Genomic DNA, 13,414 nt, shown 5'->3' on the forward strand with positions numbered 1-13,414 from the left:
GGCCCTCATGCTTGTCTAATTCAGACCGCCTAGAGTCGTGAGTGAACGAGGTCCCTGATCTCGCCCTTTCGACTCGGCACGCCATGGAAAATTACTTCGACGGTCCTTTCGACATTAAACCGCTCTCGGAACAGGTGACCAATCCAAATATCATCGTGGGACGTTACAGCTATTACGCCGGTTACTATCACGGGCACTCCTTCGATCACTGTGCTCGCTACCTGGGTCCGGATGACACGGGCGGGGACCGGCTGTTCATCGGCAGTTTTTGTTCGATCGGAAGCGGGGCGACGTTCATCATGGCGGGCAATCAAGGGCACCGCAGCGACTGGATCAGCACGTTTCCGTTCTTCTACATGCAGGAAGAACAGGCTTTTGCCGATGCGCTCGATGGATTCGAACGCGCCGGCGATACGATCGTCGGCAGCGATGTCTGGATCGGCACCGAGGCGATGATCATGCCGGGCGTGCGCATCGGTGATGGCGCGGTGATCGGGAGTCGCGCGCTCGTGACGAAGCATGTCGAGCCGTACACGGTCGTTGCCGGCAGCCCGGCGAGGCCCATTCGAAAGCGATTCCCGGACAGGGAGGTCGGCATGCTGCTCGAGATGCGCTGGTGGGACTGGTCTATCGAGGAGATCGGCCAGTCGATGAAACTGCTGTGCGCGACGGATATCGAAGCGCTGTATGAGCGTTGGCGCGAGCAGCAAACCCTCACCGCCCCGCATAACGCCCGTCATACGTCGTCTCCCATCCCCCGCCCAGCGACTTGCACAACGTGATCAGATTCTCCGCAGCCGTCGCCTTGCTCCGTTCCAGATTGCTCTGTGCTTCGAGCAATTGCTTCTGCACGTTGAGCACGTCGAGATAGTCGAGCGCCCCGGCCTTGTAACGCTGCTCCGCGACGGCGAGCGCGCGCTGATTCAGGCTCACCACGGACGCAAGCCGTTCGCGTCGCCGCTGCTCGGCATCGTAGACGAGCAGTGCATCGTCCACTTCGCGCCAGGCTTCGAGCACGGTGCGTTTGAAGACGATCGCAGCTTCCTCCTGTTGCGCCTCGCGCAGTTGCAAGGTGCCCTTGAGCCGTCCGCCCTCGAAGATCGGAAACGTGATCGACGGCCCGACGACGAACTGTCCCGACGCCCAGTCAGCGAGACTGGACAATTGCAGACTCTGAAAACCCGCGCTGCCGTTCAGCGAAATGCGCGGATAGAAGTCCGCCTTCGCCATGCCGATCGACGCGGTCGCCGCATGCAGTTGCGCCTCGGCCTTTCTGATATCCGGACGCCGCCGCGCAAGTTCCGACGGAAAGCCCACCGGCACCTGTTTCGGCAGCGCCGGTACGTCGCGCGCGTCGGCGAGCATGTCGCGCAGCGCGCCCGGCTGCTCGCCGAGCAACACGCCGATCGCGTTCATGGTGGTATCGCGCCGCGATTCGAGCGTCGGAATCAGGCTCTCGATGGTCTCCATTTGCGCCGATGCATTGGCGACGTCGAGGTCCGTCGTGACGCCTTCGTGCACGCGAATCTTCGTGAGCCTCACCGCATCGCGGGCGATATCGAGGTTCTGCCGCGCGATATCGAGCAGCGATTGCGTATCGCGCAAGTCGATGTAGTCGCGCGCCAGTTCCGCGCGGGCCGACAGCAGAATGGCGTTGCGGTCCTCGTACGAAGCGTCCGATAACGCGCCCGCGGCCTCGACGCCGCGCCGCACGCGGCCCCAGATGTCGAGTTCCCACGATGCGTCGAAGCCCGCCTGATACAGGTCGTAAGCGGGCGACCCCTTGGACCCCGGCATGCCCGATACCCCGAGCGGCGCGTTGCCCGAGGCCGATTGCGGCTGGCTCGACGCCGGGGTGACGCCGAGCAGCGACAGCACGCCGTTCTCGCTGCCGCGCTCGCGGTTGTAGGACGCCGCGGCACCGAGCGTCGGCAGCCCGGCCGCACCCGCGACGCGCTGTTCGGCCCGGCTTTGCCGCAAGCGCGCGGACGCCGCGGCCACGTCGAGGTTGGCATCGGCGAGGCGCTTTTGCAGCGCGTTCAGCACGGGGTCGTCGAAAAGCGTCCACCAGTCGGGATCGAATTCGGCCTGCACGGGCTTGCTTTCCGCCTGCGCGTTGTGCGTCCGTTCGAGCACGTCGGGCGTGGCGCTCTTCGGCGGGACGAAGTCGGGGCCGACCGTGCATCCGGCGATCACGAAGCACGCGAGGAGGGTGAGCGCCAGGGTGCGCAGCGGCATGTCGTTCGGGTTCATTTTGCGTGACCTCCCTGGGCGAGCGTGTCGCGCTGGCCGCCGACAGCCACTTCCGCTTCCACCGACAGCCCCACGCTCAACGCAGCGGCGGCTTCCTGCGGGCGATCGATCGTGATCCTGACCGGCACGCGCTGCACGACCTTGGTGAAGTTGCCGGTCGCGTTGTCGGGCGCGATGGGTGCGAAGCTCACGCCGGTCGCGGGCTCGAGACTGTCCACATGTCCCGCGATGACCACGCCCGGAAAGCTGTCCACCTTGATGCGCACGCTTTCGCCGGGCCGCATCCGCGCGATCTGGTTCTCCTGGAAATTGGCGACGACGTAAGCATCGCGCAGCGGCACGATGGCGAGCACCGGCGCGCCGGGCGTGACGAACGCGCCGACGCGCGCCGAGCGCCGCCCGACCTTGCCATCGACGGGCGCACGAATCTCCGTGTACGACAGATTCAGCTTCGCCTGCTCCAGCGCCGCCTCGGCACGCGCGAGCGCGCCGGCCGCCTTGTCGCGCTGCGAGCGCAGCACGTCGAGATTCTGCTCGGTCGTGGTGAGCGCGGCGCGGTCGCGGGCCTGCTGCGCGAGCTGTTGCGCGAGCGTGCTCGACGCGCGCTGCTGCTCCTGCGCGGTGCCCGCGCCCGCCTCCGAGAGATTCTGATAGCGCGAGGCATTCGCGCGCGCGAACTCGATCGCGGCGTCGTCGGCGCGCAGCGTGGCGCGCGCCTGATCGACCAGCGACGGATGCCGCGCGATCTCCGCCTCGAAGTTGGCGACGGCGGCGGTCGCCGCGACCACGTCCGCCTGCGCGCTCATCAACGCGGCGCGAAAGTCGCGGTCGTCGATGCGCACGAGCAGTTGCCCCGCCTTGACCGACTGATTGTCCTCGGCCATGACATCGGCGATCTGGCCGGCGACGCGCGGCGCGACGAGCGTGAAATCGGCCTGCACATAGGCGTCGTTGGTGGATTCGGTGTTCGGATCGGACGAGAATCTGAAGGCGAGCGCGGCCGCGATGGCGAGCGCGACCGCCGGCACGGCGATACGAACGATGCGGGAACCGGAGCGGGAAGGTGTGGAGGATGACATGACAGGCGTCCCTTAATGAGAAGAGGGCGGTGTCGTGCTCCACGGCGGATAGATACGCACGGGCAACACCGGAACGAGTAACAGCAGCGCAATGGCGATACAGCCCATCACGCGATAAAGATCGGCGGACATCAGCACCAGCGCCTGTTCGTGCACGCGATGCGCGAGCCCGGCCAGCGCGCCGGCCGTATCGAGGCGCTGATCGGCGATGAGCGCGCGATTGCCGAGCTGATCCACCAGCACGTTCGAATGAAAGCGCTCGCGCGCCGTGCCGAGCCCTTCGATGAGCGCGGTGGCCACGGCGGCCGAGAACGTCTTGAGCGAGTTGAACATCGCCGATGCGAACGGGCCTTCCGTCGGCGGCAGGCCGGTGGTGACGCCCATCAGGATCGCGAGAATCACCATCGGCTGCGCGGCGATCTGCAAGGACTGCAGCCAGTAGAAGTTGTCGCGGATCCACTCGGACGTCATGTAACTGCCCATCAGGCAGGTCGCGATCATCAGCGAGAGTCCCGTCGCCATCACCCAGCGGGAATCGATGCGCTTCGTGTTCAGGAGTGCGGCTGTCAGCGGCAGCGCGACGAGCAGCGGCACGGCGACCAGCAGCGACAGCGGCGCGCTTTGCAGCGGCCGGTACGCATGGATGCGCGCGAGGTGCTGTCCGGGTATCGCGGCGACGCCCACCAGCAGGATCACCGCGCCGGCGAGCGTCGTGAGACCGTGCGCGAAGTTGCGGCGCGACAGAAGCTGAAGCTTGAAAAACGGCATCGGATGAAACCATTCGTTCGCCAGAAACACGGCGATGAGCGCGCCGCCGCCGAGGAACATCGCGCGAATGAAATCCGATTCGAACCAGTCCAGGCGCTCGCCTTGCAGGAGACCCGTTACGAGCATCGCGATGGCGGGGCCGCCCGTGAGGAAGCCGGTCCAGTTGAAGGCGCGCAGGCGTTCGAGTTTCGGCGCATCGGCGGGCAGGCCTTGCTGAATCGCCACGCAAGCGAGCGCGCCCAGCGGCACGATCTGCCAGAACGCCATCTTCCAGCTCACGTATTCCGTCCACAGCGCGGCGAGCGGCGTGCCGAGCGCCGGTCCGAAGGTCGCCGTCAGCGCGTAGCCGGCGAGGCCGTACAGCTTGATCTTCGGCGGCAGATAACGCAGCGCGACGATGATCAGCATCGGCGGAAGACAACCGCCCGCGATGCCCTGCAACACGCGCAATCCATAGAGCGACGCGAGGTTCGGCGCGAACGGGCACAGCAAGCCGAGGCCCATGGTGGCGAGCGTCGCGCCGATCGTAAACCGCTTGAGCGTGAAGGTGATGCCGAACCACGGCGCGAAGACCATCGTGGAGACGTTGGCCGCTTCGAAAAGCGTGGTGAGCCAGGTGCCTTCATCATGGCCGATCGACAGCGCGCCCTGAACGTCGGTCATCGCGATCGCCGTGACCTGCTCGTTCAGGATCGCCAGCAGCGAAGCGAGCAGCATGCCGATCAGCCCCGTGGCGAGACGAGGCGAAAACGCGGCTTGCGGCGCGGCGCTGTGCTTCACGGGCGCCGGCGCGTGCACCGCGTCGATTGGGCGGTCGATGGTGCTCATTTTGTTCGCCGCGCTTCTTCGAAGTATTGCGGCGCTTCGCGGCGGTCGAACATGCCGTATTCGCGGATCACGCGGATGTGGCGCAAGCGCACGTCGCCGGGTTGCGCCGCTTCGCGCACATAGGAATCGGCGGCGGCTTGATCGCGCCATGTCGCCACCGCGATGACGTCGCCCGGCGAGAGCAGCGCATCGAACACGTCCCACGCGACGAGACCGGGCGCGGCGATATCGAGACCCAGCGACTTTGCGACCGTCTGCGGATCGACCTCTCCGAGCCACGCCGGCTTGCGCGTGGCTTCGTGCAACGTGACCGCCTTGCCCGCGCCGGTCTCGGTGACATCCAGACGTTGTTCCTGCAAGACCTGTCCTTCCGGAATGTGCGTATCCGCGACGATCTGTCCGATGCGCAGCCGATAATCGGCGAACACGCGGTCGCGCGCCGCCTGCTGGATCGTGTGATGCTTGCTCGTCGTGCGCCAGCGCACCAGCGACTTCTCATCGCGCCAGCTCGACAGCGACAGCAGCCAGCCCTCGCGCGTGAGGCTGCCGTATCGCGTGTTGTCGACGAAGCCGTCGATCTTGTCCAGTTCGGGACGCAGCACCTTCGCCATGCCGAGATACGCGTCGAACTGTTCGGGCATGGGGTTGACTTCGAGCATTGCAGAGAACATGTGCAGCCTCCAGACTGGTTCGTTATGCGATGCGACATGAAGACGTTTTATGTCGTTCGTCGCGTTGGATGAATTGTCGGCGACGCGGCGTGCTTGTTGAAGTTCGAGTCACGCCGGAATCGGGACAATGAGTGTTCTGCTTGGGCCACGGCAGGCGGCATGAAGCGCTCGCGCGCAGCGCGCATTCGTCATGGGCCAATTCGTTTCGGCATCGGGCCAATTCGACGCGTGCATCGCCGCGCCTTGCGCGTGGCTGCCTAGAATGCCGATACGGATGTTCGCGGCTCGGGATTGGGAATGGACAGATTGCGTGAAATGGAAGTCTTCGTCGCCATCGTGGATAGCGGTGGCTTCACGAGCGCATCGGAGCGGCTTGGATTGTCGACAGCGGCGGTATCGCGGGCGCTCAATTCGCTCGAAGCGCGCACCGGCGCGCAATTGCTCGCGCGCACGACACGCTCCGTGCGCCCCACCGATGCGGGCATCGCCTATCTCGACGCGTGCAGGCAGGTGCTCGATGCCGTCGCGGACGCCGAAGCGAATCTCGGCGCGTGGCACGTCAAACCCGTGGGAACGCTGACGCTGTCGGCGCCCGTTCTATTCGGCCAGCGCTTCGTCGCGCCGCTCGTCAACGCCTTCGCCATGCGCTATCCGGATGTCAACATCAACGCGGTGTATATCGACCGCACCCCGCGCTTGCTGGAAGAAGGCGTCGATGTCGCGATTCGCATCGGCCATCTCGGCGATTCGACGACGTTCGCGGTGCCGCTGGGTTTCGTGCGGCGCAAGACTTACGCGTCGCCGGCCTATCTGGCGGCGCACGGAGAACCGATGCATCCGCGCGAGCTGACACGGCACGCTTGCGTGTCGTACACGGGCCTGACGCAGCCGATGGAATGGGTGTTCGCGGAGCGCGGCGCGCGTTTGCCGGTGCGGATTCAGCCACGCATGATCGTGGATCTCGCGCCCGCCGCCATCGCCGCCGCCAGCGATGGCGTGGGCATCACGCAACTGTTTTCTTATCAGGCGACGCCGGAAGTGCTGGACCGCAGGCTTCGGCCGGTGCTCACCGCGTTCGAGCCCGAGGCGGTGCCGGTGAATCTGCTGCATGTGGAGCGCCGTGGCGCGAGCGGAAAGATTCGCGCATTCCTCGAATTCGTGACCGAGGCCTTGCGCAACAACGTGCATCTGCAATGCGCGGCGAGCTCGATGCTCGCGCCTTCAGGCAAGGTCTCGCGACGCTGAAGCCGCTTCGGTCGAGAAAGCGGCAACATGCAACTCGCGATAGGCAAGCACGAGCGCATCGAGGCTGAAGGAGCGGTTCAGGCCGCTCGGATTCGGCAGGACCCAGGCGCGCGCGCCGCCGAATGTGTCTTCCTGCAGTCCCCATGCGATATCGCGTTGGCCGGTCATCGCGGAGAGCGCCATCTTGCCGAGAAACGCGATGTAGTGCGGCGCGAAACTGCGCATCTTTGATTCGAACGACGCGGCCGCCGCTTCGATCTCGATGCGCGAAAGATGATCCGCCCGCGCCGTGGGGCGCGCGACGGCCGTGGTGAGTCCGCATCCGTATCGAAGGAATGCGTGGCCGTCTTCGGGGCGCAGCAACCCGGGCGTGAAGCCCGCGAGATGAACCGTGCGCCAGAAACGATTGCCTCGGCCCGCGAAGTGTTGTCCCGTCGATGCGGCGAGCATGCCCGGATTGATGCCGCAAAACACGACACGCAAGCCGGGTTCGAGAATGTCGGGAAGCGCTTGCACAGACACGATTATGCGGCCTCGGCCAGCGCTTCCAGTTCCATCGGCGCGACAGTTTCGATCGTCTCGATCGTCTCGACATGATGCACGGGCCGAGTCTGCGCCGCGCCACGGAAGCGCGCGCGGTACTGCTTCGGCGTGACATTCAGACGCCGCGAAAAGGTGGTGCGCATATGCGTCGCGCTGTGAAAGCCGCATTCGAAGGCGATGGTCTTGAGCGGCGCGTCGCTGGATTCGAGCCGCTTTCTCGCGGTATCGACGCGAACCTGCTCGACGAACGCCGATGGCGTGACCTGCGCATACTTCGCGAACACGCGGGAAAAGGTCCGGCGGCTCACCGACACCGCGTTCGCGAGTTGCTCGATGGAGAGCGCATCGCCGATATGCTCGGTCACATAGCGATGCACCCTGGAGATGATCGGCGCTTCTTCCGTGACCTCGGCGAGATAGGGGCTGTACTGCGACTGCCCGCCTTCGCGCTGAATGTAGACGATGAGGCGCCGGGCCACGCGCATGGCGTGTTCATGACCCCAGTCTTCGGCCACCAGCGACAGACACAGATCGATGCCCGCCGAAACGCCCGCCGAGGTGAAGAGGTTGTCATCGCGCATGAAGATCTTGTCCGGCTGCACGCGCGCACGCGGAAACGTCTTCGCGAGGCGTCCGGCGTCGGCCCAGTGCGTCGTGACCTGCTTGCCATCGAGCAGACCGGCATGGCCGAGCACGAAAGCGCCGTTACACACCGCGCCGAAGCGCGCCGCGCCAAGCGCCTGCTTGCGCAGCCACGCGAGGAATTCGACCGGCGGATCCCAGTCGGGCAACTGCGGGCCGCCGGCCACGAGCAGCAGGTCGTACTGGATATCGGAGTCGAGATAGCCGACCGGCACGACCAGTTGCATTCCGTTGGAACAGGTGACGAGGCCCGCCTCGCGCCCGACCAGCGAGACTTCATAGCGCTGATCCGCGGGCAGATGCGTGTTGGCTTCCGCGAATACGTCGAGCGGGCCCGCAACGTCGAGCGCCTGCACACCGTCGAACAGAATTATGGCGACTTTCATGCCGTGACCTTCGTGGGGGGAAAAGATCGACTAGGACCGATGAGCCAGTCTATCCCAGGCCTCGCGCGCGAGTGTCACCCTGGCCGGTAAATGACTTTTGCGTCCGTGTAACAAACGCGCCTCCTCGCCTTGCGCGACACGCTCGCTCGCGCGTGGCCCGAATTCGATGCCGAATGGCCCGCCAGCGCCCCAGATGCACGCCCCATCCGCGATGCGGCTGACTAGACTTCGTTTCATGAAGGTAGACAAGTCTGTCTCCAATGAACCACGGCATGGAGCGGCGGAAGCATCAGAAGCCGCATGCGACACGAAGGACATTCATCATGTTGATCGAGAAACGCCAGAACTCGTTCCTGTTCGGCGCCAACGCGCCTTATGTGGAGGAACAATACGAACGCTATCTTGCCGAGCCCGCATCGGTGACGGACGAATGGCGCGGTTATTTCGACGCGTTGCGCGAAACGCCCGCCCTCGACGGCAGCGACCGCGATGACGAGCCGCATGCGCCCGTTGTCTCCGGCTTCGTCGAACTCGCCAGACAGCCGCATCCCGTCTCTGCTCAACGCGACGGCGCGCTCGCACTCGCAAGAAAGCAGGTGGCCGTGCAGTCGCTCGTCGCCGCGTTCCGGACCGTCGGTACGCGCCGCGCGCGTCTGGACCCGCTGCAATGGGCGCCGCAGCGCGCGCTGCCGGAACTCACGCCCGCCTACTACGGCCTTACGGCGTCCGACATGGCCACGCGCTTCAGCACCGCCGACACCTATTTCTTCGACGAAGACGCGACGCTCGCGGAGATCGTCGCGGCGCTCGAACACACCTATACGGGCACGCCGGGCGCGGAATTCATGCATCTCTCCGATGCGAACGAGCGGCGCTGGTGGCAGATGCGGCTCGAATCGTCGCGCGCCGCGCCGTCGTTTTCCAACGACGAGAAGCGCCGCTTTCTCGACCGCCTGACCGCCGCGGAAGGGCTCGAAAAGTATCTGCACACGCGCTTCGTCGGGCAAAAGCGCTTCTCGCTCGAAGGCGGCGAATCGCTCATCGTGTTGCTCGACGAACTCGTGCGTTACGGCGCGGCGAAAGACGTGCGCTCGGTGGTCATGGGCATGGCGCATCGCGGACGTCTGAACGTGCTGGTGAACATCGTGGGCAAGCCCTTGCATGCGTTGTTCGACGAGTTCGACGGCAAGCACGCGGACCCGCTTCCCGAAGGCGACGTCAAGTATCACAAGGGCTTCAGCACGATCGCGCAGACGGCGCACGGTCCGGTCGAAGTCGCGCTCGCGTTCAATCCGTCGCATCTGGAGATCGTCAATCCGGTCGTGCAGGGCATGGCGCGCGCGAAGGCCGACGCACTGGACCCGAACGATTCGGGTAGCGTGCTGCCGGTGGAAATCCACGGCGATGCGGCGATGTCGGGGCAGGGCGTGGTGATGGAAACCTTGAGCCTCTCCTACACGCGCGGACACGGCACGGGCGGGACGGTGCATGTCGTCGTGAACAATCAGATCGGCTTCACGACGTCGGACCCGCGCGACACGCGTTCGTCGTTCTATGCGACGGATGTGGTCAAGATGATCGAGGCGCCCGTGCTTCACGTCAACGGCGACGATCCCGAAGCGGTGGCGATGGCCGTGCATCTCGCGCTCGACTATCGCACCGAGTTCAGGCGCAGCGTCGTGATCGATCTCGTGTGCTTTCGCAAGCACGGTCATCAGGAGCAGGACACGCCCGCCATCACCCAGCCGTTGATGTATCGCGCGATCGCCGCGCATCCGGGCGTGAGGACGCTCTATGCGCAGGCGCTGATCCGGCAAGGCATCGCGACGCCCGAACAGGTCGCGGCGTCTGCCGACGCCCAACGCGCGTCGTTCGATGACGCGCACGGCGGCGACGCTGTTCCTCCTTCTCTTCCTCTTGCGGCCGAAGCGCACACGAGCGAGATCGATCGCTACGAAGCGCCCGCGCCCGAGCAGTTGAGCGCGTGGGCGCGGCGCATATCGAGCGTGCCCGAAGGCTACGCGCTTCATCCGCTCGTCGGCAAGATGATGGCGGCGCGGCGCGACATGGCGAGCGGCAAGAAGCGCATCGACTGGGGCATGGCGGAACATCTCGCGTTCGCGTCGCTGCTCGGCGCAGGTATCGATGTGCGCCTGAGCGGGCAGGACAGCGCGCGCGGCACGTTCAATCATCGGCACGCCGTGCTGCATAACCAGACGCGCACGCAGCGCGCCGATGGCGTGTTCATTCCGCTCGATCACGTGCACGACGTGCAGGGCCGTTTCACGGTGACGAACAGCATCCTCTCGGAAGCGGCCGTGCTCGCCTTCGAATACGGCTACTCGACGGTGAATCGCCATGCCCTCGTCATCTGGGAAGCCCAGTTCGGCGATTTCGCGAATGGCGCGCAGGTCGTGATCGATCAGTTCATCGCGGCGGGCGCGGCGAAGTGGGGGCAACGCAGCGGCCTGACGCTGTTCCTGCCGCATGGCCAGGAAGGCGCGGGTCCGGAGCATGCATCGGCGCGGCTCGAACGCTACCTGCAACTGGGCGCGCAAGACAACATGCGCGTGGTTCAGCCGACGACGCCCGCGCAACTGTTCCATCTGCTGCGCATGCAGGTGCTGGCTTTCGACGGCCGCCCGCTGATCGTGATGACGCCCAAGTCGCTGCTCAGGCACGCGGAAGCCGTCAATACATTGGACGAACTGACGCAAGGCGCATTTCAAGCGGTGCTGCCCGACGCTCACGCCGATGCGTCGCATGACGAAACGGTCGAGCGGGTCATCGTCACGTCGGGCAAGTTCTATTACGAGCTGATCGACTATCGCCGCAAGCACGGCATCGACGATGCACGCGTGATTCGCGTCGAGCAGTTGTATCCGTTTCCGGCGGCGCATATCGCTGCGGAGCTCGCGCGTTATCCGAATGCGAAGCGCGTGATCTGGTGTCATGAAGAAGCGCTCAATCAGGGCGCGTGGCGCTTCGCCGAGCCGCATCTGCGCGAGCTTCTGCCTGCGGGAGCCAGTCTGTCGTATGCGGGGCCGGCTGCATCCGCTTCGACCGCGCCGGGTCATCACGCCGAGCACGTGACCCGGCAAACCGATGTTCTGACCCGCGCATTCGCGAAGTGAGCCCGACATGACCCGTAATCCAGATATGACTGCACAGCGCCTGACCGCGAATCTTCATGGCGACGACGAAGCCGTTTCAGGCGCCGACATCATCCTGCGCGTGCTTGCGGAGCAGGGCGTCGATACCTTGTTCGGCTACAGCGGCGGCGCGATCCTCCCGACCTACGACGCCGTGTTTCGCTTCAACGAAATGCACGCGGAACAGCCCGAACGGCAGATCAGGCTCGTCGTGCCCGCCAACGAGCAGGCGGCCGGTTTCATGGCCGCGGGCTACGCGCGGGCGAGCGGCAAGGTCGGCGTATTCATGGTGACGTCGGGGCCGGGCGCGACGAACGCCGTGACGCCGATCGCCGACTGCAACGGCGACTCCGTGCCCGTCGTGCTGATCTGCGGACAGGTGCCGCGCGCCGCCATCGGCACCGACGCGTTTCAGGAAGCGCCGGTGTTCAATATCATGTCGGCGTGCGCGAAGCAGGTCTTTCTCGTGACCGATCCGGCGAAGCTCGAAGAGACGTTGCGCACGGCCTTCGAGATTGCGCGCACGGGGCGGCCCGGACCGGTCGTCGTCGATGTGCCGAAGGACATTCAGAACTGGAAGGGCGTGTATCGCGGACAGGGCGTCTTGCAGTTTCGAGGCTATTCGGATCGTCTTCGTCTGGTGGCGAAGGGCGCGCGGCTCGACGAGGCGAAGCGCGCCGCTTTCTTCGATTTCCTCGCGCGCAGCGAGCGGCCGCTGCTGTATGCGGGCGGCGGCGTCATCGCGTCGGGCGCGAGCGCGGAGTTGCGCGCGTTCGCCGAGCGTTACCGGATTCCCGTCGTCACCACGCTGATGGGCCTGGGGAGCCTGCCCGCGCGGCACGAACTGAACCTCGGCATGCTCGGCATGCATGGCGCGGCCTGCGCGAACTATGCGGTCGAGGACTGCGACTTCCTCATCGCCGTGGGCGCGCGCTTCGACGATCGCGTCGCGGGCGGCCGTCCGGAAGCGTTCGCGTCGAAGGCGCGCGCGGTCGCACATATCGATATCGACGAAGCGGAGATCAACAAGGTCAGGCGCGTCGAATGGAGCCACGTGGGCGATGCGAAGGACGCACTGCTGGCGCTCATGGCGCACGACCCCATCGAGCGTCCCGCGTCCGGCTGGGCGGCGCACGTAAGCGCGCTCAAGCGCGATCACGGCATGAACTACGACCGGGACAATGCGGCGATCCAGCCGCAGCGTGTCGTCGAGATGCTCGGCGAGATCACCGGCGGGCGCGCGATCGTCAGCACGGGCGTCGGCCAGCATCAGATGTGGGCGGCTCAGTTCTTCGATTTCGTCGCGCCGCGCAGCTTTCTCACCTCGGGCAGCATGGGGACGATGGGCTTCGGCCTGCCCGCCGCGATCGGCGCCCAGTTTGCGCGGCCCGATGCGCTCGTGATCGATATCGATGGCGACGGCAGCATCCGCATGAACATGGGCGAACTGGAAACGGCGAGCACCTATGGCGTGCCGGTGAAGATCCTGCTGCTCAACAATCGCGGCGACGGCATGATCCGTCAATGGCAACGATTGTTTTACGACGGACGCATGGTCGTGAGCGACAAGGCATTGCATCGCAAGGATTTCGTGATGGCGGCGCAGGCGGACGGTTTCGAATTCGCCTGCCGCGTCGAGCAGCACGATGAACTCGACGATAAGCTCAGGGCATTCGTGGCCTTCGACGGCCCCGCGTTCCTCGAAGTGATGATCGACCCGGATGCCGATGTGTTTCCGATGGTCGGTCCCGGACAGAGCTACGCGAACATGATCACGGGTCCGTTCATTGCGTCGCGTTCCGATCCGCAGACAGCGAGCGACGGCGCCGCGAGCGACATGTTCTGAC

10 protein-coding genes are annotated in these 13,414 nt (G+C 65.4%); 4 read left to right on the forward strand and 6 right to left on the reverse strand.

Going from position 1 to position 13,414, the window contains the following annotated elements; all coding sequences use genetic code 11:
- The first annotated feature begins 83 nt into the window (after window positions 1-83).
- Window positions 84-782 (forward strand): type B chloramphenicol O-acetyltransferase, encoded by a 699-nt coding sequence (gene catB, locus LY284_RS16710; RefSeq protein WP_233388338.1) that lies wholly within the window; start codon window positions 84-86, stop codon window positions 780-782.
- Here the strand turns inward: catB and LY284_RS16715 are convergent.
- From LY284_RS16715 to LY284_RS16730, 4 genes are read right to left on the reverse strand one after another with little or no spacing between them, the layout of a single operon-like run.
- Window positions 715-2,253 carry an efflux transporter outer membrane subunit gene (locus LY284_RS16715; protein ID WP_233387340.1) on the reverse strand — a complete coding sequence of 513 codons (1,539 nt, stop codon included), beginning with the start codon at window positions 2,251-2,253 and terminating at the stop codon, window positions 715-717. The genes catB and LY284_RS16715 overlap by 68 nt on opposite strands.
- Entirely contained in the window at window positions 2,250-3,332 is a 1,083-nt protein-coding gene (locus tag LY284_RS16720; RefSeq protein WP_233387341.1) for an HlyD family secretion protein, read from the reverse strand. Before LY284_RS16720 ends, LY284_RS16715 begins: the two co-directional genes overlap by 4 nt.
- A gap of 12 nt (window positions 3,333-3,344) precedes the next feature.
- A complete protein-coding gene (locus tag LY284_RS16725; protein WP_233387342.1) occupies window positions 3,345-4,928 on the reverse strand; it encodes an MFS transporter in 1,584 nt (527 codons plus the stop codon).
- The gene (locus LY284_RS16730) at window positions 4,925-5,599 is read right to left on the reverse strand and encodes an antibiotic biosynthesis monooxygenase (protein WP_233387343.1); all 675 of its coding nucleotides are present in this window, start codon (window positions 5,597-5,599) and stop codon (window positions 4,925-4,927) included. Before LY284_RS16730 ends, LY284_RS16725 begins: the two co-directional genes overlap by 4 nt.
- Before the next feature lie 297 nt (window positions 5,600-5,896).
- On the opposite strand from LY284_RS16730, the gene LY284_RS16735 reads away from it, so the two are divergent.
- Window positions 5,897-6,844, forward strand: coding sequence for a LysR family transcriptional regulator (locus LY284_RS16735; RefSeq protein WP_233387344.1), 948 nt, complete (start codon window positions 5,897-5,899; stop codon window positions 6,842-6,844).
- Here LY284_RS16735 and mug read toward each other — a convergent pair.
- Together mug and LY284_RS16745 are read right to left on the reverse strand one after the other, a co-directional pair.
- A complete protein-coding gene (gene mug / locus LY284_RS16740; RefSeq protein WP_375294286.1) occupies window positions 6,821-7,360 on the reverse strand; it encodes a G/U mismatch-specific DNA glycosylase in 540 nt (179 codons plus the stop codon). The two genes, LY284_RS16735 and mug, sit on opposite strands and share 24 nt — an antisense overlap.
- A gap of 8 nt (window positions 7,361-7,368) precedes the next feature.
- Window positions 7,369-8,415 carry a GlxA family transcriptional regulator gene (locus tag LY284_RS16745; protein WP_233387345.1) on the reverse strand — a complete coding sequence of 349 codons (1,047 nt, stop codon included), beginning with the start codon at window positions 8,413-8,415 and terminating at the stop codon, window positions 7,369-7,371.
- A gap of 323 nt (window positions 8,416-8,738) precedes the next feature.
- On the opposite strand from LY284_RS16745, the gene LY284_RS16750 reads away from it, so the two are divergent.
- Both LY284_RS16750 and ilvB read left to right on the forward strand, forming a co-directional pair.
- Window positions 8,739-11,549, forward strand: coding sequence for a 2-oxoglutarate dehydrogenase E1 component (locus LY284_RS16750; RefSeq protein ID WP_233387346.1), 2,811 nt, complete (start codon window positions 8,739-8,741; stop codon window positions 11,547-11,549).
- Between the two features lie 7 nt (window positions 11,550-11,556).
- Window positions 11,557-13,413, forward strand: a complete 1,857-nt coding sequence (gene ilvB, locus LY284_RS16755; protein WP_233387347.1) for a biosynthetic-type acetolactate synthase large subunit — start codon at window positions 11,557-11,559, stop codon at window positions 13,411-13,413.
- The last annotated feature ends 1 nt before the right edge of the window (window position 13,414 follow it).

Origin of the sequence: Caballeronia sp. PC1 (assembly GCF_021353155.1) — a bacterium.
GTDB lineage: Bacteria > Pseudomonadota > Gammaproteobacteria > Burkholderiales > Burkholderiaceae > Caballeronia > Caballeronia cordobensis.

Excerpts from the sequence above, each read along its gene's own strand:
- catB (WP_233388338.1), top strand. The coding sequence starts at position 84 with ATGGAAAATTACTTCGACGGTCCTTTCGACATTAAACCGCTCTCGGAA.
- LY284_RS16715 (WP_233387340.1), bottom strand. The coding sequence starts at position 2,253 with ATGAACCCGAACGACATGCCGCTGCGCACCCTGGCGCTCACCCTCCTC.
- LY284_RS16720 (WP_233387341.1), bottom strand. The coding sequence starts at position 3,332 with ATGTCATCCTCCACACCTTCCCGCTCCGGTTCCCGCATCGTTCGTATC.
- LY284_RS16725 (WP_233387342.1), bottom strand. The coding sequence starts at position 4,928 with ATGAGCACCATCGACCGCCCAATCGACGCGGTGCACGCGCCGGCGCCC.
- LY284_RS16730 (WP_233387343.1), bottom strand. The coding sequence starts at position 5,599 with ATGTTCTCTGCAATGCTCGAAGTCAACCCCATGCCCGAACAGTTCGAC.
- LY284_RS16735 (WP_233387344.1), top strand. The coding sequence starts at position 5,897 with ATGGACAGATTGCGTGAAATGGAAGTCTTCGTCGCCATCGTGGATAGC.
- LY284_RS16745 (WP_233387345.1), bottom strand. The coding sequence starts at position 8,415 with ATGAAAGTCGCCATAATTCTGTTCGACGGTGTGCAGGCGCTCGACGTT.
- LY284_RS16750 (WP_233387346.1), top strand. The coding sequence starts at position 8,739 with ATGTTGATCGAGAAACGCCAGAACTCGTTCCTGTTCGGCGCCAACGCG.
- ilvB (WP_233387347.1), top strand. The coding sequence starts at position 11,557 with ATGACCCGTAATCCAGATATGACTGCACAGCGCCTGACCGCGAATCTT.